This is a genomic window from Microbacterium paludicola (genome assembly GCF_039529675.1).
GTDB lineage: Bacteria > Actinomycetota > Actinomycetes > Actinomycetales > Microbacteriaceae > Microbacterium > Microbacterium paludicola.
In genome coordinates this window covers 206,347-226,371 of record NZ_BAAANG010000002.1, presented here as the reverse complement: position 1 = coordinate 226,371, position 20,025 = coordinate 206,347, and the positions used below count along the sequence as shown (strand labels likewise).

18 protein-coding genes and 1 riboswitch are annotated in these 20,025 nt (G+C 71.1%); of the genes, 11 read left to right on the top strand and 7 right to left on the bottom strand.

Annotated features, from left to right (window positions below; all coding sequences use genetic code 11):
- Positions 1-78: 78 nt before the first annotated feature.
- On the bottom strand, positions 79-330 hold the full coding sequence (locus ABD161_RS02775) for an RNA polymerase sigma factor (RefSeq protein ID WP_343999482.1): 252 nt from the start codon (positions 328-330) through the stop codon (positions 79-81).
- Between the two features lie 280 nt (positions 331-610).
- Positions 611-694, top strand: a riboswitch (ZMP/ZTP riboswitch).
- Positions 695-729: 35 nt separating this feature from the next.
- On the opposite strand from ABD161_RS02775, the gene glyA reads away from it, so the two are divergent.
- The 3 genes from glyA to ABD161_RS02760 all read left to right on the top strand — a co-directional run bounded on the left by glyA (position 730) and on the right by ABD161_RS02760 (position 4,343).
- Positions 730-1,998, top strand: a complete 1,269-nt coding sequence (glyA, locus tag ABD161_RS02770) for a serine hydroxymethyltransferase (RefSeq protein WP_343999468.1) — start codon at positions 730-732, stop codon at positions 1,996-1,998.
- A gap of 2 nt (positions 1,999-2,000) precedes the next feature.
- A complete protein-coding gene (locus ABD161_RS02765; protein ID WP_343999466.1) occupies positions 2,001-2,882 on the top strand; it encodes a bifunctional methylenetetrahydrofolate dehydrogenase/methenyltetrahydrofolate cyclohydrolase in 882 nt (293 codons plus the stop codon).
- Positions 2,883-3,029: 147 nt separating this feature from the next.
- Entirely contained in the window at positions 3,030-4,343 is a 1,314-nt protein-coding gene (locus ABD161_RS02760; RefSeq protein WP_343999464.1) for an amidohydrolase family protein, read from the top strand.
- A gap of 16 nt (positions 4,344-4,359) precedes the next feature.
- On the opposite strand, the gene ABD161_RS02755 is transcribed toward ABD161_RS02760, so the two are convergent.
- A complete protein-coding gene (locus ABD161_RS02755) occupies positions 4,360-5,373 on the bottom strand; it encodes a PDR/VanB family oxidoreductase (protein ID WP_343999462.1) in 1,014 nt (337 codons plus the stop codon).
- A 179-nt stretch (positions 5,374-5,552) separates the two neighbouring features.
- Here ABD161_RS02755 and ABD161_RS02750 point away from each other — a divergent pair, with 179 nt between their 5' ends.
- The 4 genes from ABD161_RS02750 (at position 5,553) to ABD161_RS02735 (ending at position 9,736) form a co-directional block, all read left to right on the top strand.
- Entirely contained in the window at positions 5,553-6,827 is a 1,275-nt protein-coding gene (locus tag ABD161_RS02750; RefSeq protein WP_343999460.1) for an amidohydrolase family protein, read from the top strand.
- On the top strand, positions 6,824-7,570 hold the full coding sequence (locus tag ABD161_RS02745; protein ID WP_343999458.1) for an ABC transporter ATP-binding protein: 747 nt from the start codon (positions 6,824-6,826) through the stop codon (positions 7,568-7,570). Before ABD161_RS02750 ends, ABD161_RS02745 begins: the two co-directional genes overlap by 4 nt.
- A complete protein-coding gene (locus ABD161_RS02740) occupies positions 7,567-8,445 on the top strand; it encodes an ABC transporter permease (RefSeq protein WP_343999456.1) in 879 nt (292 codons plus the stop codon). Before ABD161_RS02745 ends, ABD161_RS02740 begins: the two co-directional genes overlap by 4 nt.
- 82 nt (positions 8,446-8,527) lie before the next feature.
- Entirely contained in the window at positions 8,528-9,736 is a 1,209-nt protein-coding gene (locus ABD161_RS02735) for a substrate-binding domain-containing protein (protein ID WP_343999454.1), read from the top strand.
- Positions 9,737-9,756: 20 nt separating this feature from the next.
- On the opposite strand, the gene ABD161_RS02730 is transcribed toward ABD161_RS02735, so the two are convergent.
- Positions 9,757-10,359: a helix-turn-helix domain-containing protein gene (locus ABD161_RS02730; RefSeq protein WP_343999452.1), complete on the bottom strand. Its 603-nt coding sequence runs from the start codon at positions 10,357-10,359 to the stop codon at positions 9,757-9,759.
- A 42-nt stretch (positions 10,360-10,401) separates the two neighbouring features.
- Here ABD161_RS02730 and ABD161_RS02725 point away from each other — a divergent pair, with 42 nt between their 5' ends.
- The 3 genes from ABD161_RS02725 to ABD161_RS02715 are packed head-to-tail and all read left to right on the top strand — an operon-like array spanning position 10,402 to position 13,147.
- Positions 10,402-11,724 carry an FAD-binding oxidoreductase gene (locus ABD161_RS02725; protein ID WP_343999449.1) on the top strand — a complete coding sequence of 441 codons (1,323 nt, stop codon included), beginning with the start codon at positions 10,402-10,404 and terminating at the stop codon, positions 11,722-11,724.
- A complete protein-coding gene (locus tag ABD161_RS02720; RefSeq protein WP_343999448.1) occupies positions 11,721-12,518 on the top strand; it encodes a creatininase family protein in 798 nt (265 codons plus the stop codon). The genes ABD161_RS02725 and ABD161_RS02720 overlap by 4 nt, the downstream gene beginning before the upstream one ends.
- Before the next feature lie 8 nt (positions 12,519-12,526).
- Positions 12,527-13,147 carry a pyridoxamine 5'-phosphate oxidase family protein gene (locus ABD161_RS02715; protein ID WP_343999447.1) on the top strand — a complete coding sequence of 207 codons (621 nt, stop codon included), beginning with the start codon at positions 12,527-12,529 and terminating at the stop codon, positions 13,145-13,147.
- Between the two features lie 6 nt (positions 13,148-13,153).
- On the opposite strand, the gene ABD161_RS02710 is transcribed toward ABD161_RS02715, so the two are convergent.
- Positions 13,154-14,611, bottom strand: a complete 1,458-nt coding sequence (locus tag ABD161_RS02710; protein WP_343999446.1) for a helix-turn-helix domain-containing protein — start codon at positions 14,609-14,611, stop codon at positions 13,154-13,156.
- Between the two features lie 128 nt (positions 14,612-14,739).
- Here ABD161_RS02710 and ABD161_RS02705 point away from each other — a divergent pair, with 128 nt between their 5' ends.
- Positions 14,740-16,596, top strand: coding sequence for a phosphoenolpyruvate carboxykinase (GTP) (locus ABD161_RS02705; RefSeq protein WP_343999444.1), 1,857 nt, complete (start codon positions 14,740-14,742; stop codon positions 16,594-16,596).
- A 146-nt stretch (positions 16,597-16,742) separates the two neighbouring features.
- Here the strand turns inward: ABD161_RS02705 and ABD161_RS02700 are convergent, their stop codons facing one another.
- The 3 genes from ABD161_RS02700 to ABD161_RS02690 form a co-directional block, all read right to left on the bottom strand.
- A complete protein-coding gene (locus ABD161_RS02700) occupies positions 16,743-17,504 on the bottom strand; it encodes an alpha/beta hydrolase family protein (RefSeq protein ID WP_343999442.1) in 762 nt (253 codons plus the stop codon).
- 35 nt (positions 17,505-17,539) lie between these two features.
- Complete coding sequence (locus ABD161_RS02695; protein ID WP_343999440.1) at positions 17,540-18,097, bottom strand: dihydrofolate reductase family protein; 558 nt, start codon at positions 18,095-18,097, stop codon at positions 17,540-17,542.
- A 64-nt stretch (positions 18,098-18,161) separates the two neighbouring features.
- Positions 18,162-20,021 (bottom strand): ABC transporter ATP-binding protein, encoded by a 1,860-nt coding sequence (locus ABD161_RS02690; RefSeq protein ID WP_343999481.1) that lies wholly within the window; start codon positions 20,019-20,021, stop codon positions 18,162-18,164.
- Positions 20,022-20,025: the final 4 nt, after the last annotated feature.

Sequence of the window (20,025 nt, the reverse complement as noted above, 5' to 3'; positions counted from 1 at the left end):
CAAACTCGCGATCACCTACCGGGCCGCTGTCATCCTCAACGCCGTCATCGCCTGGACCCGGCAATTGTCAGACATGCCCTAGGTCGACGACGGATCGGCGACGGCCTCCAGCTCCTCGATCGCGAACTCGCGGCGGCCGCGGCCCCAGGACGCCGCGGTGTTGCGGATCGCCGTGAACAGGTACGCGCGGAACGCGCCCGTGGGGCCGCCGCCTCGCCGGATCGCCTGGAAGATGCGCGTGTACGCCTCCTGCACGAGGTCATCCGGGTCGACGGTCGAGGTGATCGACCGCGCGACCGTCAATCCGGCGGAGTAATGGCGCTGCCACAGCTGCGCGAATGCCCCGGCGTCGCCCGCGCGCGAGCGAAGGACGAGATCGGTGTCGGCCAGGGACGCATCGGGGGAGCGGTTCAGGGATCTCTCGCTTCGGGGGCAGCGGTCGGTCGGGCGCCAGGGGGAGCGCCGGCACGGGCGGCGGGGCCGACCCGTATGACCAATTGTTCATATATGCCGAGATTCCACCATCGGTGCCCGGCCAGTCGAGCCTGGTGACGGTGTGTGACTCCCCCGGGCCGGGACCCTGCGGCCCCAAGACGGGATGCCGCTAGACTTGCGGCGTCGCGACTGGCGTTGAGGTGGGGTACCACCGGGAAGCGACCGAGACGGCATTCGACCGCACGCCTGGGCCGATGCGAGATTCCCCATCCCGAACGTCGTCTGGAGATCGCCATGACCGATCCGCTTTTCAACGCCCCTCTCGCCGAGGTCGACCCCGAGATCGCGCAGGTGCTGCAGCGCGAGCTCGATCGCCAGCGCGGCTTCCTCGAGATGATCGCCTCCGAGAACTTCGTGCCCGTCTCGGTGCTCGAGTCGCAGGGCTCCGTGCTCACCAACAAGTACGCCGAGGGCTACCCCGGCCGCCGCTACTACGGCGGCTGCGAGGAGGTCGACGTCGCGGAGGAGCTCGCGATCGAGCGCGCGAAGGCGCTGTTCGGCTCGGAGTTCGCGAACGTCCAGCCCCACTCGGGCGCCTCGGCCAACGCTGCCGTGCTTCACGCCATCGCGCGTCCCGGCGACACGCTGCTCGGCCTCTCGCTCGACCACGGCGGCCACCTCACGCACGGCATGAAGATCAACTTCTCGGGCCGGCTGTACAACATCGTCGCGTACGGCGTCGACGCCGAGACCTCGCTCGTCGACATGGACGAGGTGCGTCGCCTCGCGCTCGAGCACAAGCCGAAGGTCATCATCGCCGGCTGGTCCGCCTACCCGCGTCAGCTCGACTTCGCCGCCTTCCGCGCGATCGCCGACGAGGTGGGCGCGCTGCTCTGGGTCGACATGGCCCACTTCGCCGGTCTCGTCGCCGCGGGCCTTCACCCGAGCCCCGTGCCGCACGCGCACGTGGTGTCCTCCACCGTGCACAAGACCATCGGCGGTCCGCGCTCGGGCTTCATCCTGACCAACGACGCGGACCTCGCGAAGAAGATCAACTCGGCGGTGTTCCCCGGTCAGCAGGGCGGCCCGCTGATGCATGTGATCGCCGCCAAGGCGACCGCGTTCAAGCTCGCCGCCACGGATGCGTTCAAGGACCGCCAGGAGCGCACCCTCCGCGGCGCGCGCATCCTCGCCGACCGGCTCTCGCAGCAGGATGTCGTTGACGCCCGCATCGCCGTCCGCTCCGGCGGCACCGACGTGCACCTGGTGCTCGTCGACCTGCGTGACGCCGCGATCGACGGCAAGCAGGCCGAGGACCTCCTTCACGACATCCGGATCACGGTGAACCGCAACTCGGTGCCGAACGACCCGCGCCCGCCGATGGTGACGTCCGGCCTGCGGATCGGCACCCCCGCGCTCGCCACCCGCGGCTTCGGCGACGCCGAGTTCACGGAGGTCGCGGATGTGATCGCGCTCGCGCTCCAGCCCGGTGCCGACGTTCCCGCGCTGCGTCAGCGCGTCGCGGCCCTCGCCGACGCCTTCCCGCTCTACCCGGGGCTGTGAGCATGACCGCGCAGAAGCTTGACGGGGTCGCGACCGCCGCGGCGATCAAGGACGAGCTGGCGCAGCGCGTCGCGGCGCTTGCCGAGAAGGGCGTCACGCCCGGCATCGCGACCGTGCTCGTCGGCGCCGATCCGGCCTCGCAGCTGTACGTCGGGATGAAGCACAAGCAGTCGGTCGCGATCGGAATGAACTCGATACAGCGCGAGCTCCCCGCCGACGCGACGCAGGAGCAGGTCGAGGCCCTGATCGACGAGCTCAACGCCGATCCCGCCTGCCACGGCTACATCGTGCAGCTGCCCCTGCCGAAGCACCTGGACACGGACGCGATCCTCGAGCGGATCGATCCGGCGAAGGACGCCGACGGCCTTCACCCGACCAACCTCGGTCGCCTCGTGCTGAACGTGAACGAGCCGATCACGACCCCGCTTCCGTGCACGCCGCGCGGCGTGATCGAGCTGCTCACGCGCAACGGCTACGACCTCAAGGGCAAGCATGTCGTCGTCGTCGGCCGCGGCGTGACGATCGGCCGCCCGATGGGACTGCTGCTGACGCGCCGCGACGTGAACGCCACCGTCACGCAGGTGCACACCGGAACGCCCGACATGAGCCCGTACCTGCGCCAGGCGGACGTGATCGTCGCCGGCGCGGGCGTGAAGCACCTGATCACGGCGGAGGACGTCAAGCCCGGTGCGGCAGTGCTCGACGTGGGAGTCACGCGCGAGCGGGATCCGGAGACCGGCAAGTCGAAGGTCTACGGCGACGTGCATCCGGATGTCGCCGAGGTCGCGGGCTACCTGTCGCCGAACCCCGGCGGCGTCGGCCCGATGACCGTCGCGCTGCTGATGACCAACGTGGTCGAGGCGGCCGAGCGCTCGATCGCCTAGGAGCCGCTCAGCGCGGCCTCGAGCCCGGTGATCCGGCCGAGCTGGTCTCGGACGAACGGAGGCCGAGGGGGCCGGTGCCCTGGAGCGGGGCCTTCCGTCCGGGGACGCGGACCGTGAACAGCACGAGGAGCGTGCTATCAACGGAGCATGCTGAACCTCATCGGCGCTCGCCGCATCCTGGTCGACGCTCGCACCGAGCGGGACGGGCCTCTCGGGATCGGCGCCGACGGCCTGGTGGCCGACGGTGAGGTTCCGGGAGCGGAGACGCTGGATGTCACCGGCTGCGTGCTGACGCCCGGGCTCGTGAACGCCCACCATCACCTGCTGCAGTCGGGCTTCCGCACCCTCCCCGGCACCCGTGGCGTCCCCATGCGGGACTGGCTGCCGGCCATGGCAGCCGCCTACGGCGCAGCCGGAATCGACGCGTCCCTGGTGCATGCCACCGCGGCCGTCGGGCTCGCGGAGTCACTGCTGTGCGGTGTCACGACGATCGCGGACCATCACCTGAACTGGCCCGCACAGGATGGTGCCGATCCCGTCGCTCGCACGGTCGCGATGGCCGAGGCCGTCGCCGCGGCGGCCGGCGAGCTGGGGGCTCGGCTGGTGTTCGTGCGGGGATCGGCGCGCGACGATGCGCACGCCGCCGCCGACAGCGCGGACGCCATCGCCGAGCGCCTGCTCGCCCAGGGGCACGAGGGCGGAGTCACGCGGGACGGCAGGCTGCAGGTGGGCGTCGGGCCGGCGGGGGTGCACTCCGACGGGGAGGAGACGTTCCGGCGCCTCGCCGAGGTGGCGCGGCGGCACGGGCTGCGGCGACGCACGCAGGCGAATGAGCAGGTCGACACCGAGGTCGCGCTGCAACGTCACGGTCGTCGTCCTCTCGACCTGCTCGACGAATGGGGGTGGCTCGCGCCGGACGTCACGATCGCGCACCTGTGCGACGTCACGGACGACGAGATCGCCCTGCTCGCGGAACGGGGGATCACCGCGACGCACGCGCCCGGCTGCGATGTCCCCATGGGCTGGGGCATCGCGCCCGTGGCCCGCCTGCTCCAGGCCGGCATCCCGGTGGGGCTCGGCACGTCGGGTGGCGGCTCGAACGACGCAGGCCACCTGCTCGCCGACGCGCGGCTCGCGATGCAGATCTCGGGACTGGTCGGCCCGCAGCTCCCGGCGCGCACGGTGCTCGGAATGGCGACGGAGGGCGGCGCGACGGGCCTCGGCCGTGCGGATCTCGGGCAGCTGCGCCCCGGAGCACGAGGCGACGTGTGCGTCTGGGACGTCTCCGGCGTCGCCGACGCAGGGGTGGCCGATCCGATCGCGGGGCTGCTGTGGGCGGCCCCGGGCCGGCGGCCGCGCCACGTGATCGTCGGCGGTCGCGTCGTCGTGCGGGATCACCGACTCGTCGCGGCGGACGAGCGTGACCTCGTGCGGGCCCTGAGCGGACGCGTCGGCCGCTGACGCGGCGAGCGGGGACTCAGAGGTCCAGGACGATCCGCGGGCAGGCCGCCCGGGAGACGCACACCATCATGACGGCGCCGTCCGCCTGCTCGACCGGCGTGAGCACGGAGTCGCGGTGCTCGATCTCGCCCTCGAGCACCGCCACCTCGCACGTGCCGCACGTGCCGCGGCGGCAGCTCGAGAGCACCATCGCGTCGGGAGCCTGCTCGCGGATCGCGTCGAGCACCGACTGATCCGGGTTCACCGTCACGACCTCGCCGCTGAGCGCCAGCTCCACCTCGAACGGGTCGGGCCATACCGGCTCGCCGAACTCCTTGGCCTCGAAGCGCTCGACGTGCAGGAGCGCGTCGATCCGTGGCGCTGCGAGACCGACGCTCGTCGCACGCTCCGTCACCGCGCCCTCAAGAGCCTCGAGCAGCCGCGCGGGTCCGCAGGCGTAGACGGCCGTGTCCGCGACGACGGCCTCCGCGAAGGCGCGGACGTCGAGGCGGTCTCCCTCGTCGGAGGCATGGATCCGCACGTGCTCCGGATAGGCCGCACTGAGCTCTTCCGCGAACGCCATGGTGCGCCGGGAGCGCCCGGAGTAGTCGAGGGTCCACTCGGCGCCGGCTGCCTCCGCGATCGCGACCATGGCGCGCAGGGGCGTGATGCCGATGCCGCCCGCGACGAATCGGTAGCGGGTACCGGGGGACACCTCGAACGCGAAGTGGTTGCGCGGCCCGCGCACTCGCAGCCGCTGGCCGACCACGATGTCCTCGTGCAGGCGCACCGAGCCGCCGCGGCCGGCCTCCTCGCGCAGCACAGCGACGCGCCACGTGGACCGATCATCCGGATCGCCGCACAGCGAGTACTGCCGCTCGAGGGCCTCACCGTCCCGCGCGGGAAGGATCAGGTCGATGTGAGACCCGGGCGTCCAGGCCGGCAGGGCGCGCCCGTTCGGGGTGACGAGGTCCAACGCCACGACGCCGTCGGCGAGATCCGTGCGCGCCGCGACCACGAGGTCACGCTCCACGTCGCTGAAATAGCTCACGTTCCTCCTCGCATCCCGCCGGAACAGACGTCTGAGGCGGGGTCCCGGCACGACACGTTACGAGCCCGCAACACGCGCCGACGTGCCCGGTAACACGCCGCGCGTTGAATGCTCTCACACCCAGTGTTGGTCATGCCAACACTGCCAGACGACCCGATCGACGTGAGAAAGCGAGAACCGTGCGACGCGTCCACCCCCAGGATCTCCGGCCGGGACAGGCGATCGCGACCCTGCGCGGCGTCACGCTGCCGGACGGCTCGAGCAGCACGCTGAGCATCGCCGACGGGCGGATCATCGCCCCGCCGGATGCTCCGCTCGCCCCCGCCGTGGCGGCCATCGCGGAGCGGGAGGTGGAGGCGACCGGCTGGCTCCTGCTGCCGCCGGCGGCCGACCTGCATGCCCACATCGACAAGGCCTACACCTGGAGCGCGGCGGGCGAACCAGAGGGCTCACTGGAGGACGCCGTCGCGTGCTGGCGGGCCTTCGGGTCCGCCGTGACGGAAGAGCGGATCGCGCGGAACGCGCGGCGACAGCTCGACGCGGCGCTGCGCGCGGGGGTGACGGCCGTGCGCACACACGTCAACTATCACGAGGGCGTCGATCCGCTGCGCGGGATCCGGGCGGTGCTCGAGGCGCGCGAGGACTACCGCGGGCTCGTGGACGTGCAGGTGGTCGCGATGCACGACCAATTCCGCGACACGGGCATGATCCGAGAGGCGATCGCCCTCGGGATCGACCTGATCGGCGCCGCGCCCCACCTGAGCACGGATCCGCACGGGGAGATCGATCGCGCCGTGACGCTTGCGGAGGAGATGGGAATCGGCGTCGATCTCCACACCGACGAGACGCTCGACCCCGAGTCTCTGGACCTGCTCCACCTCGCCCGGCGCACCGCGGATTGGCCCGAAGAGATCACGCGCTCGGCGGGGCACTGTGTGAGCCTTGCCGTCCAGCCCCCCGATCGTCTCGCCGCGGTGCTCGACGCGGCCGCGGAGGCGCGGGTGAGCATCATCACCAACCCCCTCACGAACCTCTACCTGCAGGGGTGGGAGCATCCGGTCGCCACGCCGCGGGCCCTGCCCCCGCTCGCAGCCATCCTCGACGCGGGGGTCGTGCTCGCCGCCGGCGGCGACAACGTGCAGGATCCCTTCAACCCGCTGGGCAACGGCGACATGGTGCACGTCGCGGCGGCGCTCGTCCTGGCCGGCCATCTCGCACCCCGCCGGGCGTGGGACGTGGTGGCGAGGGGTCGGGAACTGCTCGGACTGGGCGCGGCCGCCGGCACCGTCGGCGACGACGCGGACATGATCCTCGTGCGCGCCGCGTCGGTGGCGGAGGCGCTCGCCGAGCGGGCCCCCGATCGGATCGTCGTGCGCCGGGGCCGCGTCGTCGCGACCCGCCTGACCGCGTCCGACGCGGTCCCCGTCTCCACCAGGAAGGAGGTAGCGCTATGAGTGCCACCGCCACCATCCCGACGCTCCGTCTGGACGATGTGACCAAGGAGTTCGCGACCGGCACCCGCGCGCTCGCCGGTGTGAGCCTCTCCGTCTCGCGAGGCGAATTCGTGTCGGTCGTCGGGCCGTCCGGCTGCGGCAAGTCCACGCTCCTGCGGCTCGCGTCGGGCCTCGACGACGTCAGCCAGGGAACGCTCGAGGTCGACGCCGCCGTGACGAGCTTCGTGTTCCAGGATGCGACCCTGCTCGAATGGCGATCCGCCCAGAAGAACGTCGAACTCGTCGGCGAACTCGCGGGGGTGCCGGCCGCGGAGCGCGCCCGCCGCGCTCGTGAGGCGCTGGCGCTCGTCGGCCTGGACGGTTTCGAGAAGCAGCACCCGCGCCAGCTGTCCGGCGGCATGCGCATGCGCGTCTCCATCGCGAGGGCCCTCGTCGCCGAGCCGCAGCTCGCGCTCTTCGACGAGCCGTTCGGCGCGCTCGACGAGATCACGCGGCTCAAGATGCAGACCGAGCTGCAGCGGATCTTCCAGCTGAAGTCCTTCGCCGCGATGTTCATCACGCACTCCATCTCGGAGGCGGTGTACCTGTCGAGCCGCGTGCTCGTGATGAGCGGCCGCCCTGGCCGCATCGTGGACGACATCGAACTGCCCTGGTCGTACCCGCGGCCGCCCGAGCTGCGGTACGAGCCAGAGTTCGGCCGCATCGCCGGACGCATCTCGAAGGCACTGGAGGAGCACTCGTGAGCGACGAGGCCATCATGACCCGCGAGCCGATGGCGATGGCCCCCGCTCGCGAGAACGCACCGCGCGAGGTCACATCCTTCGCCAAGGTCGCAGGTGCGACAGGATCCCGCGCGCTGCCCATCGCACTGGCCCTCGTCGGCATCGTCGCGATCTGGTACGCGGTCTCGTACGTGCTGCTCAGCGAGGACCGCCGATTCCTCCTCCCGCCGCCGCATCAGGTGTTCGCCGAGACGCTCGGAAACCCCCAGGTCATCGGTCCCATGCTCGAGGCGCTCGGCCAGACCACCGCGGTCGCACTGATCGGGCTCGCCCTCGCCGTGGTGATCGGGATGGGCTGGGCGATCCTGATGTCGCAGTCGACGCTGGCGGAGAAGATCCTCTATCCCTACGCGGTCATCCTGCAGACGATCCCGATCCTCGCGCTCACACCCCTGATCGGGATCTGGATGGGGTACGGGATCCCGGCGCGCATCGTCGTGTGCGTGATCATCGCGGTGTTCCCGATGATCTCGAACACGCTCTTCGGGCTGCATTCGGCCGAGGCGTCCGCGCACGATCTCTTCACGCTCAACAAGGCCACCCGATGGCAGCGGCTGACGAAGCTGCAGCTCCCCGCCGCGATCCCGTCGATCTTCACCGGTCTGCGCAACGCGGCCGGGCTGTCCGTCATCGGCGCGATCGTGGGCGACTTCTTCTTCCAGCAGGGCTCCCAGGGCATCGGCGGGCTGCTGCGCACGTACACGCTGCGGCTCAACATGGAGTCCCTCTTCCTGGCGATCATCTTCACCGCGCTCTTCGGCGTCGTCGTCTTCTCGATCTTCGCGGCCCTCGACCGTGCGGTCGTCGGTCGCCTGTTCGGCTGGAAGAAGCGATGAGCCGACGCCGAACCGCTCGCCGTCCGCGGCGCGCCTGATCCGTCCCACCCCGAGAACACAGCCAACCCCACAGGAGGAACCCGTGCCCACCACTTCCGTCGCCGCGCGGACGCGCCGCGCGCTCGCCGCAGGAGTCGTCCTCTCCACCGCCATAGGCCTCGCGTCGTGCGCGGGCGCCGCCCCCGCCGCCGCGCCCAGCGGCGGCTCCGCGAGCAGCGCCCCGGCCGCCGAGGCCGGAAGCGCGCTCGATCTGTCGGACGTCTGCCCCGCGACCGTCGTGATGCAGCAGGACTGGCAGCCCGAGGCCGAGCACGGCGCCATGTACAACCTCGTCGGCGACGACTACACGGTCGACACCGACACCAAGACCGTGACCGGCTCGCTCGTCGCGCAGGGAGTGGACACGGGCGTCGACATCGAAGTGCGCCCCGGCGGCCCGAACGTCAACTTCCAGCCCGTGCCGGCGCTGATGTACCTCGACCCCGACATCCTGCTGGGCGCGGTCACGACCGATGCCGCGATCGTCGCGGCGGCGGACCAGCCCACCGTCGCGGTCGCGTCGCAGCTCACCTGGAGCCCGCAGATCCTGATGTGGGACCCCGAGAGCCACGACGGCGCGCAGACCATCGAGGAGGCGACGGCCGACGGCGCGATCGTCGTCACGGCGGGCGACGTCATCCCGTCGCTGCTGCGCTCCCAGGGCATGATCGACGATTCGCAGATCGACACGAGCTATGAGGGCACGCCGCAGCGGTTCGTGTCCGACCCGACGATCCTCCAGCAGGGTTTCGCCACCGCCGAACCGTACATCTACGAGAACGAGATCCCGGAATGGGGCAAGCCGGTGGGCTACCAGCTGCTCTCGGAGATCGGCTGGTCGGTGTATCCGGAGCCGCTGGCCGTGCGCCCGGAGGCGATCGAGGAGCACGGCGACTGCCTCGAGAAGCTGATCCCGATCATGCAGCAGTCGCAGCTCGACTTCCTCGAGGAGCCCGACAAGGCCATCGCCCTGATCCTCGACCTGGTGGAGCGGTACGACACCGGATGGACCTACTCCGAGGGCGTCGCAGAGTACTCCGTGCAGCAGCAGCTCGATCTCGGCCTGGTGGAGGACGACCCCGCCTCCGGCGTCTTCGGCGCCTTCGACCCCGAGCGCATGCGGACGATCGTCGACGACTTCGTGCCGTTCCTGGTCGACGCGGGCAGCATCAGCCAGGCCGACGCCGATGCGATCGACGTCGAGTCGCTCTACACGAACGACTTCCTCGACACGTCCATCTCGATGGAGTGACGCGGCCGGTGGCGCGCCCCTCAGCGGCTGTGCTGCTGCTCCTTCACGACGAGGACACGGCAGCTTCCGCCCTCCGGGGTGCGCCACCGGTGGCGGATGCCGCTCTCGTAGTAGGTCGCATCACCCGCGCGAAGAAGGACCTCGGTGTCGCCGAGCGACACGATGACCTCCCCTTCGAGCACGTAGAGGAACTCCTCCTCGTCGTGCTGCCACCAGGCGCCGTCATCGAACGCGCCCGAGAAGATCATCGGAAGGAAGCGTGCACGATGCTGCGCGAGAACGGCCAGGGGCCCGGTCCCCGCGTCAACCGGCGACCCCGACTCCTGCCGGTAGACGTAGTACGCCCCCTCGGGACGGTCCGGTGGATCATCCGTGAGCAGATCCTGCTGGGTCGTCCCCAGGGCGCGCGCGATGCGGAACAGGGACGCCATGCTGAGCCGCTCGAGGCCGCGCTCCACCTGACTCAGGAACGAGTGCGACAGCTCCGCCTCCGCGGCCGCCTGCGTCAGCGTCATTCCCCGGCGCTGACGCAGCGCCCGGATCCGCGCGCCCAGCGCGCGCGCCGACTCGTCCACGTCCGTGGCCCGGCCCGGTGCAGCCGAGCCCTCGGTCGCGTCTGTCATGGCTGAAGATTACCGGCCGCCCCATCGCCCAGGAGGACACACATGACCCCGCCCGACTACTCGGCTCTCGAATCCGACCTCGCCCGGCTGCTCGGACCACGCGGCGTCAGCAGTGACCTGCGACAGCGGGAGAAGGCCTCCGTCGACGGCGCACGGATGTCGCCGATCATCGCCGAGCTGCTGCCCCTCGGCGTCGCCGATCTCGTGGCGTTCCCGACGTCGGCCCAGGAGCTCGCCGCGGTCGTGAAGCTCGCGGTCGACCACGGAGCCCCGATCACTCCCCGCGGCAAGGGGACCGGGAACTACGGGCAGGGCATCCCGATGCCGGGCGGCCTGGTGATCGACACGTCGCGGGCTCGCGCCATCGTCGAGATCGGGGACGACACGATCACGGCGGAAGCGGGAGCGACCATGTCGGCGCTCGAGCAGGCCGCGCGGGCGGCCGGTAGCCAGCTGTGGATGTACCCCTCCACGGTGCATTCGACGATCGGCGGGTTCCTCGCCGGCGGGTCCGGCGGCACCGGGACGATCGCGCACGGCAGCAACCACATGGGTTTCGTCGTCGCGCTGGACGTCGTCACACCCGCATCCGGAGGTCGGCTCATCCACGTGGAGGGGGACGAGGCCCTCGGGTACGTGCACAACTACGGGACGGCGGGGATCATCGCGCGCGCGACCGTCCGCATCGAGCCGCTGCAGGACTGGCGTGGACTGTACGCGTCCTTCGAGACGTTCGCGGGCGCGCTGTCGGTGCTGCGCGCGCTCGGGCGGCTCCGTCCGACTCCGCGGCTGGTCTCGGCGGACCCTCCACACATCACGGCGCAGCTGCCGCCGGACCCCGCCTTTCCCGAGGGACGCGCCTCGCTGCGCATGATCGCGGATGCCGAGACCGTCGCCGAGGCGACCGCCGTCATCGAGGGCGCGGGAGGTCGCGTCGAGGACGTGCGTGAGGGGCCCGGAGTGTCGGCCGCACTGTCGGTGCTGAGCTACAACCACCCGATCGAATGGCTGCAGAAGTCGGAGCCCGGCGTGTACTTCCATGTCGAGGTGTCGGGGGATGCGCTGGTCGAGCGCATCGACGAGGTGCAGGCCGTCTACCCCGGCGGCATGCTGCACATCGAGGCGGGGCACACCGCGCCGATCGGAATGCTCGCGGGCATCTACGAGAGCCCCGAGGCGGTCTATGCCGGCATCGACCGGCTGACGTCGCTCGGCGTCGGCGTCCACAGCCCCCACCAATGGAACGTCGATTTCCGCCTCGCGGAGACGGTGGCGCTCGCCGCGAGGACCGATCCCGCGCACCTGCTCAACCCCGGCAAGCTCAATCCCGACTATCGAGGTCCCGTCAAGGGAGCGATCCGATGACTGATGCGCACCTTCCCCCGACCCGTCGGTGGGACGACCTCACCGGCCCGTCGCTCGTCGCCGCGACCTCGGAGCGCTCGGTCGCGGTGGTGCCCATCGGGGCGATCGAGCACCACGGGCCGCACCTTCCCCTGCGCACGGACTCCCTCGTGGCCGAGGCGGTGGCCACCGCCGCGGTCGAGCGCGCCGTCGCGGCAGGGATCGACGCGTGGCTGCTTCCGACCATCACGTACGCGAAGTCGGACGAGCACCACTGGGCGCCCGGCACGCTGTGGATCGAGGGCACCACCCTGCTCGATCAGCTGATCGAGCTCGGCCGGGCGATCGCGATGACCCCCGTGAAGACCATCGCGTTCGTGAACGGCCATGGCGGCAACGTCATGCTGCTCGGCTGGGCGAACCGCGAGCTCCGCCGCCGCTTCGGGCTGCGCTCGTTCTCCATGCCGTCCGGAGCGGGAACCGCGGGCGACGGACGGGACGGCCGGCCCGACGAGCTCGGGCAGGGGATCCACGCGGGGTTCGGGGAGACGTCGCTCATGATGCACCTCGCTCCCCATCTGGTCGCTCCGGTCCTGCCGCCACGGAACGTGCCCGAGAAGATCGCGGCGATGACGCACATCGGCTTCAACCGCAAACCCGTGATGTTCGGCTGGACGAGCGACGACTTCGGCCCGACGGGCGTGATCGGCGATCCCACGGGCGCGAACGCCGCGCACGGAAAGGTGCTGTTTGAACAGGGCGTCGCATTCGTCAGCGAGGCGCTGGCTGAGATCGATCGTTTCGAATTCGCGTAGGGAGACGCATGGAGAGCACGCCGGATCCGACGGCCGGGTGGGAGCGGAACCCGGTGCATGCGGACGCCCCGCTGCCGCATCCCGCGGGCCTCGTGCGGTCGTGGCTTCCGGGGGCGGGGGCGGATGCAATGCTCATGACCGTCTCGACCGTGGACGCCGAGGGGTGCCCACGCGCGCGCACGGTGCGCCTCACGGGCTACGACGGCGAACGGTTCCTCTTCCATACGGATGCACGAAGCAGCAAGGTCGCCGAGCTCGCAGCCGAGCCCAGGGTCGCGCTGACCCTCCTCTGGGCGGAGGACGCGCGGCAACTCGTCGTCCAGGGCACAGCCCGCGCCACCACCGGCTCCCAGCGGGAGCGCGCCTACGAGGCCCTGCCGCCGTACCTCAAGCAGCTCGCGTGGCTGAACTCCCCGGAGTACGCGACGCTCTCGCTCGCCCAGCGCGAACGACGGTGGGCCGACTTCGCGCGGGAACATCCTGACCCGCCCCAGCCGCAGACCTGGACGGGTTTCGCGGTCACCCCGCACCGCCTGCTGTTCTGGGCGTCGACCGGACGAGCCGCGAGTCGTCGCCTCGAGTACACGCGCGGCTCGGACGGCTGGGACGTGCGCCACCTGCCCGGCTGAACCCGGTCAGGCGCTCTGGTGGCGGTCGAGGAACTCGTAGACCGCCGTCTCGTCGACGCCCGGGAAGGCGCCGCGGGGGAGCGGCGCGAAGATGTGCGTGTGCACGCGGGCGCTCGGCCACGCCCGCCCGCTCCAGCGCGCCGACTGCTCGGCGGGGGCGCGGCGGCAGCAACTCTCCTCGGGGCACGTGGACGTCTCGCGGTTCTGCGTCTCGCGGCCGCGCCACCACTTGGCGTCGTCGAAGCGCACGCCCACGGTGATCGAGAACCCGCCGCGGTCGCTCGTGCCGGTCTGCGTGGAGCACCAGAAGGTGCCGGCGGGGGTGTCGGTGTACTGGTAGTGCTCCGTCGTGCGGTTCTGCTGGTCGAACGCGTCGCGCGCGGCGAACTTGCGGCACACGATCTGGCCCTCGACGGATCCGGTCACATCCTCCGGAAGCGGCAGCGCATCGTTCTCGTACACGCGCTCGATCTGCCCCGCCTCTCCCACGCGCAGGAAGTGCAGGGGCATGCCGAGGTGCTCGGTCATGAGGTTCGTCATGCGCATCGCGGCGGCCTCGTGGGTGACGCCGAACGCGTCGCGGAAGTCCTCGACCGCGAGGTTGCGGTCCTTCTTCGCCTGCTGCAGGAAGGCGACCGAGTTCGCCTCGGGCATCAGGCAGCACGCCGCGTAGTAGTTGATCTCGAGGCGCTGCTGCAGGAAGTCGGCGTACGACGTGGGCGGCTTGTGGCCGAGCAGGCGATGCGCCATCGCCTGCAGCGCCATCGACCGCAGGCCGTGCCCGCCGGGGATCGACGCGGGCGGCAGGTAGATCCGGCCGTTCTCGAGATCCGTGATCGATCGGGTCGACGGCGGCAGGTCGTTCGCGTAGATCAGCTCGAACCCGAGCTGCTCGGCCATGATGCTGACGGTGCGGTGCGTCAGCGCGCCCTGGGTGTGGCCGGCGGCCTTGAGCTGCTTCTCGGCGAGCTGCTCGAGCTCGGGCAGGTAGTTGTTCAGGCCGCGCATGCGCAGCCGCAGCTCGGTGTTCGCGCGGCGGGCCTCCTCCGGCGTCGCGATCGCCTCGCTCTCGCGGCGCTGCAGCTCACGGTGCAGGCCGAGCACCGACTCGATGGTCTCGTCCGACAGCGTCTTCGTGACCTTGATCGGGGGGATGCCGAGACTGCGGAACAGCGAGCTCGACTGCGCCTTCTCGAGCTCGATCTCGAGCGCGGCACGGCGGTTCGGCGGCTCGCCCGAGATGAGGTCGGTCACCGCCGTGTGGGTCGCGGCGGCGATCGACTGCAGCAGCGACAGCTTGGGCTCCCGCTTGCCGTTCTCGATCAGGCTGAGCTGGCTGCCTGCCACGCCAACGGCCGCGCCGAGCTCGTCGAGCGTGAACCCCTGCTGCAGCCGGTAGTGCCGGATCCGGTGGCCGAGGGTCTTCAGCTCGATGCCGGTCTTCTGATCGTCCCGAGGGGTCATTCCTTGATCGTATCGAAAAAACTGCGATTCTTTTGAGCCTCGATCTCGGAAAGTGCGCCGTTCGGAGGGTGATCCTGGAGAAGCCCCCCGCACCTCCCGCCACGGGAATGACGGTTAGGAACCAGCGCATGGCCATCATCGAGAGCCCCTCCACCCGAACGACCGCACCCCTGGACGCCTTCGGCGCCCGGCCCGCGGTCGACGGACCCGGAATGGCCGCTCTCGTGGCCTGGGTGGAGCAGATCGCCGCCCTCACGAAGCCCGACCGCATCCACTGGGTCGACGGCTCTGCCGAGGAGAACGAGGCTCTGCTCGCCCAGATGGCCGAGGACGGCACGCTCATCAAGCTCAACGAGCGCAAGCGCCCCGGCTCCTACCTGGCGCGCTCCGACGAGGGCGACGTCGCCCGGCTCGAGTCGCGCACGTTCATCTGCTCCGAGAGGCAGGAGGACGCCGGACCCACGAACAACTGGGCCGCGCCCGACGAGATGCGTGCGACGCTCACGCCGCTGTTCGACGGATCCATGAAGGGCCGCACGATGTTCGTCGTGCCGTTCTCGATGGGCAAGATCGGCGGCCCGATCTCGCAGCTCGGCGTCCAGCTCACCGACAGCCCGTACGCGGTCGCCTCGATCGAGGTCATGACCCGCGTCGGCGTCGAGGTCACGAGGCTGATCGCCGAGGGCACGCCGTGGGTGCGCACCGTCCACTCGGTCGGATCGCCCCTGCACGCCGACGACGAGGACGTCGCCTGGCCCAGCAACGAGGAGAAGTACATCGTCCACTTCCCCGACACGCTCGAGGTGTGGTCGTTCGGCTCCGGCTACGGCGGCAACGCGATCCTCGCGAAGAAGTGCTACGCGCTGCGCATCGCCTCGGTGCTCGGACGCGACCAGGGCTGGATGGCCGAGCACATGCTGCTCATCCGCGTCATCGACCCCAAGGGCGAGGCGTACCACGTGGCGGCCGCGTTCCCGTCGGCCTGCGGCAAGACGAACCTCGCGATGCTGCGCCCGACCATCCCCGGCTGGAAGGTCGAGACCCTCGGCGACGACATCACGTGGATCCGTCCCGGGCAGGACGGCCGCCTCTACGCGATCAACCCCGAGGCGGGCTTCTTCGGCGTCGCGCCCGGCACGGGCGAGTCCACCAACGTCACGGCGGTCGAGACGCTCTGGGGCAACGTCCTGTTCACGAACGTCGCGCTGACGGACGACGGCGACGTGTGGTGGGAGGGGCTCACGGAGGAGCCTCCCGCGCACCTGATCGACTGGCGTGGCGAGGACTGGACCCCGGATGCGGGCCGCCCGGCGGCGCATCCGAACTCCCGGTTCACGGTCTCGGCCTCCCAGGCCCCGTCCATCGCGGACGACTGGGAGGAGGCGGTGCCGCTCGACGTCATCCTGTTCGGCGGACGCCGCGCGACGAACGTGCCGCTCGTCGTCGAGGCCTTCAACTGGGAGCACGGCGTCTTCCTCGGCTCGAACATCTCGTCCGAGCGCACCGCCGCCGCGGAGGGAAAGGTCGGCGAGCTGCGCCGAGACCCCTTCGCGATGATGCCGTTCTGCGGCTACAACATGGCCGACTACTTCGCGCACTGGCTCGAGATGGGCGATCTCGCCTCGGAGCTGCCGAAGGTGTACCAGGTGAACTGGTTCCGCCGCGGGGCCGACGGCCGGTTCCTGTGGCCGGGCTTCGGCGACAACTCGCGCGTCATCGACTGGATCGTCCGCCGCCTGCAGGGTGAGGCCGAGGCGGTCGTGACACCGATCGGGCTCATCCCCGCCCCCGGTTCGCTGAACCTGGACGGGATCGACGTCTCGCGGCAGGATCTCGACGAGCTGTTCGCGATCGATGTCGACGCGTGGCTCGAGGAAGCAGACCTCACCGAGGAGTTCTACGACCTGTTCGGCGAGAGCACACCCGCCGAACTGCGGACGCAGCTGCAGGAGCTGCGCACCCGCCTCCAGACTGCGAGGGACTGACCGCACACCGGTCCCTCGCCGCGAACGATCCGATCAGGCGCCGCACACGCCCGGATCAGCCGCGAACCAGAAACGGCCCGCCCCCGTCTTCCGATCCGGGGGCGGGCCGTTCACCTTGTCGCCGCCACGGCGCCGGCCGGACGGGGTCAGCCCTGCAGGTAGCTGTCGGCCCAGCCGGCGATGATGCGCGCGGCGCGGGCGGCCTGTCCCTTGCCGGTGAGGAAGTGGCCCGCGCCGTCGAGATCCACGAAGCTGCGGGGATGACGCGCGGCGAAGAAGATCTCCTGCGCGTTCGTGATCGGCACCATGTCGTCGTCCGGGGCGTGCAGAATCAGCAGCGGCTTGCCGAGGCGCTCGATCACGTCGTCGAGATCGGTGCGGCGCAGGTCCTCGATGAACCCGCGGCGCAGGGTGAGCTCCCGGCCCCCGATGCGCCATTCGGCCTCGCCCTGCGCCATCACCAGATCGACGATGTGGTCGAAGTTGTACTCGGCGTGCTTCGGCTCGTAGGGCGCGCCCACCGTGGCGACCGCGCGCACATCCGGACACTGCGGGCCGGCGGCGAGCACCGCCGCCCCGCCGAACGAGTGGCCGACGAGGAGGGAGGCGGGGGTGCCGCGCTCGGCCATCACCCGCGTCGCGGCGACGGTGTCGGCGACCTTGAGCGAGAACGAGCTGTCGGCCCAGTCGCCGCCGGAGTCGCCGAGGCCGAGATTGTCGAAGCGGAGCATCCCGATCCCCGAGGCCGCGAGCGCCTTCGAGATGCGCGACGCCGCGGGGCTGTCCTTGCCGAGGGTCAGGCCGTGGCTGAAGACGCCCCAGCCGCGCACCTCGCCCTCGGGGATCTCGAGCACCCCCGCGAGCATCGGACCGGACGTCGAGGGGAACTGGATCGTCTCGCTGGTCATGCGTCAATCGTGCCAGCCGGGGCGCGCGGCGTCGGTCAGGCCGTGCGGTCCTCCGCCAGCGGGCCGACGCACTTGTAGCGTGCCGCGACGAACGCCCCGTTCCGGAAGACCTCGAGCAGTTCGAGGTCGAGTCTGCGGGGAAGGATCTGGCGCCCTGCGCCGAGCGTGACCGGCGCGATGCTCACGATCACCTCGTCGAGCAGCCCGGCGTCCGCGAACTGCCCCGCGAGCTCTCCGCCTCCCACGACCCAGAGGTCCTTGCCGCCGGCTGCCGCGACCATCTGGGCATGGACGTCAGCCACATCCCCCGAGGCGAAGCGCACATCCGTGCCCTGCGTCGGCGGCTCCGGCAGGTCCCGGGTCGTCATCACCCAGGTCGGCATCGCGTAGGCCCAGCCTTCGGGGTCATGGCGCAGCACCCACTCGTACGTCGTCGAGCCCATCACGATGGCGCCGACCCCGGCGATGAAGTCGTCGTAGTTGAGGGCGCCCTTCTCGTCCAGGGGCTGCCGCAGCAGCCACGCGAGCGAGTCGTCGGGGTCGGCGATGAACCCGTCCAGCGTCGTCGCCGTGTAGTACGTGAGCTTCGTCATGGCGCCAAGTGTCGCGCGGGGGTCCGACATCGCTCGCCGGCGCTCGCTCGGCAGCCGGTGCGGATCAGACGAGCAGCTGGTGGCGGGCGAGGTCGCGGTAGAGGGGGACGCTCTCCACGAGCTCGGAGTGCGTGCCCTGCCCGACGACCTCCCCCTTGTCGAGCACGACGATCCGGTCGCTGTCGATCACGGTCGAGAGGCGGTGCGCGATCACGAGCAGCGTGCGGCCGTGGGCGACGGCGTCGATCGCGTCGCGCATCAGCTGCTCGTTGAGGCCGTCGAGCGAGGAGGTCGACTCGTCGAGCAGCAGGATCGGCGGCGCCGCCAGCAGGGCGCGCGCGATCGCGAGGCGCTGACGCTCGCCGCCCGAGAGCATCACACCGTCCTCGCCGACCGGGGTGTCGATCCCCGCGGGCGAGCGGTCGATCACCGAGCCGAGATTCACGGCGCGCAGCACGCGCTCGCAGTCGGCGTCGGTCGCGTCGGGCGAGGCGAGGCGCAGGTTGTCGGCGATCGTGCCGGCGAGCGTCGGCGCATCCTGCTCCACGTAGCCGAAGCGCGCCCGCAGCTCGTCGCGAGACAGCTCGCGGACATCCTGCCCGTCGAGCTCGATCCTGCCCGAGGTCGGGTCGTAGAACCGCTCGAGCAGCGCCAGGATCGTCGACTTGCCGGCCCCGCTCGGGCCGACGAGCGCGACGCGCGCCCCGCGCGGCACCTCGAACGAGACGCCGCGCAGCACGTCGTCGGCCGACGGCTCCTCGTCGCCGAGCGGCACGTGGGCCTCGATCGCCTCGCGCGTCGCCTGCTCCCTGGCGGCGACGACGGCCTCCGGGTAGCGGAAGCGGACGTCGCGGAAGGCGATCGCCGGCGCGCCCGGAACCGGGGCCGCGGCGCGCGGCGTCGCGTCGGTCGCGGTCTCGTCGGGGAGGTCGAGGATCTCCTGGATGCGCCCGAGCGCGCCGAGCGCCTGGCCGACGCTCGCGATCGCGCCGAACGCGGACGCGAGCGGCATCACCATGAGGAACAGGAACATGACGAACGTCACGAGGCTCGACACCGACACGGCTCCCGACGCGACGCGCATGCCGCCCACGCCGAGCACCACGAGCATGGACGCCTGCAGCGCGATGCCGGCGATCGGCACCACGAGCGCCGACGCCTTGGCCACCTCGACGCCCGCGTCGTAGGCCTCGGCGGCCTTGCGCGTCACGGTCTCCTGCTCGCGGCGGGCGGCGCCGGCCGCGCGGATGGTGCGCACGGCGCCGATCGCGCGCTCGATGCCGCTGGTCAGCTCGCCCACGCGCTCCTGCTGCCGGGTGGTGGCGCGGCGCATGCGGCCGCTCAGGGCGACGACCGCGATCACGCTGATCCCCAGCACGCCCACGATGCTCAGCAGCAGGATCGGGTCGATCACGAGCATCGCCACGAGCGCCCCGATGAACAGCAGGACGTTGCCGACGCTGTCGGCGAGCCCCTGCGTCAGGACCGCGTACAGCATCGTGGTGTCGGTGCCCACGCGCGAGACGAGGTCGCCCGTGCGGCGCGCGTCGAACTCGGAGATCGGCAGGTGCAGGATGCGGGCGATCAGGCGCCGGCGGCTCGACAGCACGACCGCCGTGCCGGTGCGCTGGAGTAGGAAGTGCTGGTAGGCGCTGAGCGCGGACGAGACGACGACGAACAGCACCAGGCCCCACACGAGCGCGCCGAGGGTCTCGCCCGCCTGCACCCGCTCGATGACCTGGCCGATCAGCAGCGGCTGGACGAGCGTCGTGACGGCCGCCAGGACGCTGAGCAGCGAGACCCAGACGAGCACGCGCTTGTGCTCGAAGATGAACGGCAGCAGCTGCCGGAAGGTCGCGCGGGGGCCGTCGTCCGTCTTGGGAGGGCGGCCGAACGGGCGGCGTCGTGCGGGGGCGTCGGACATGGTG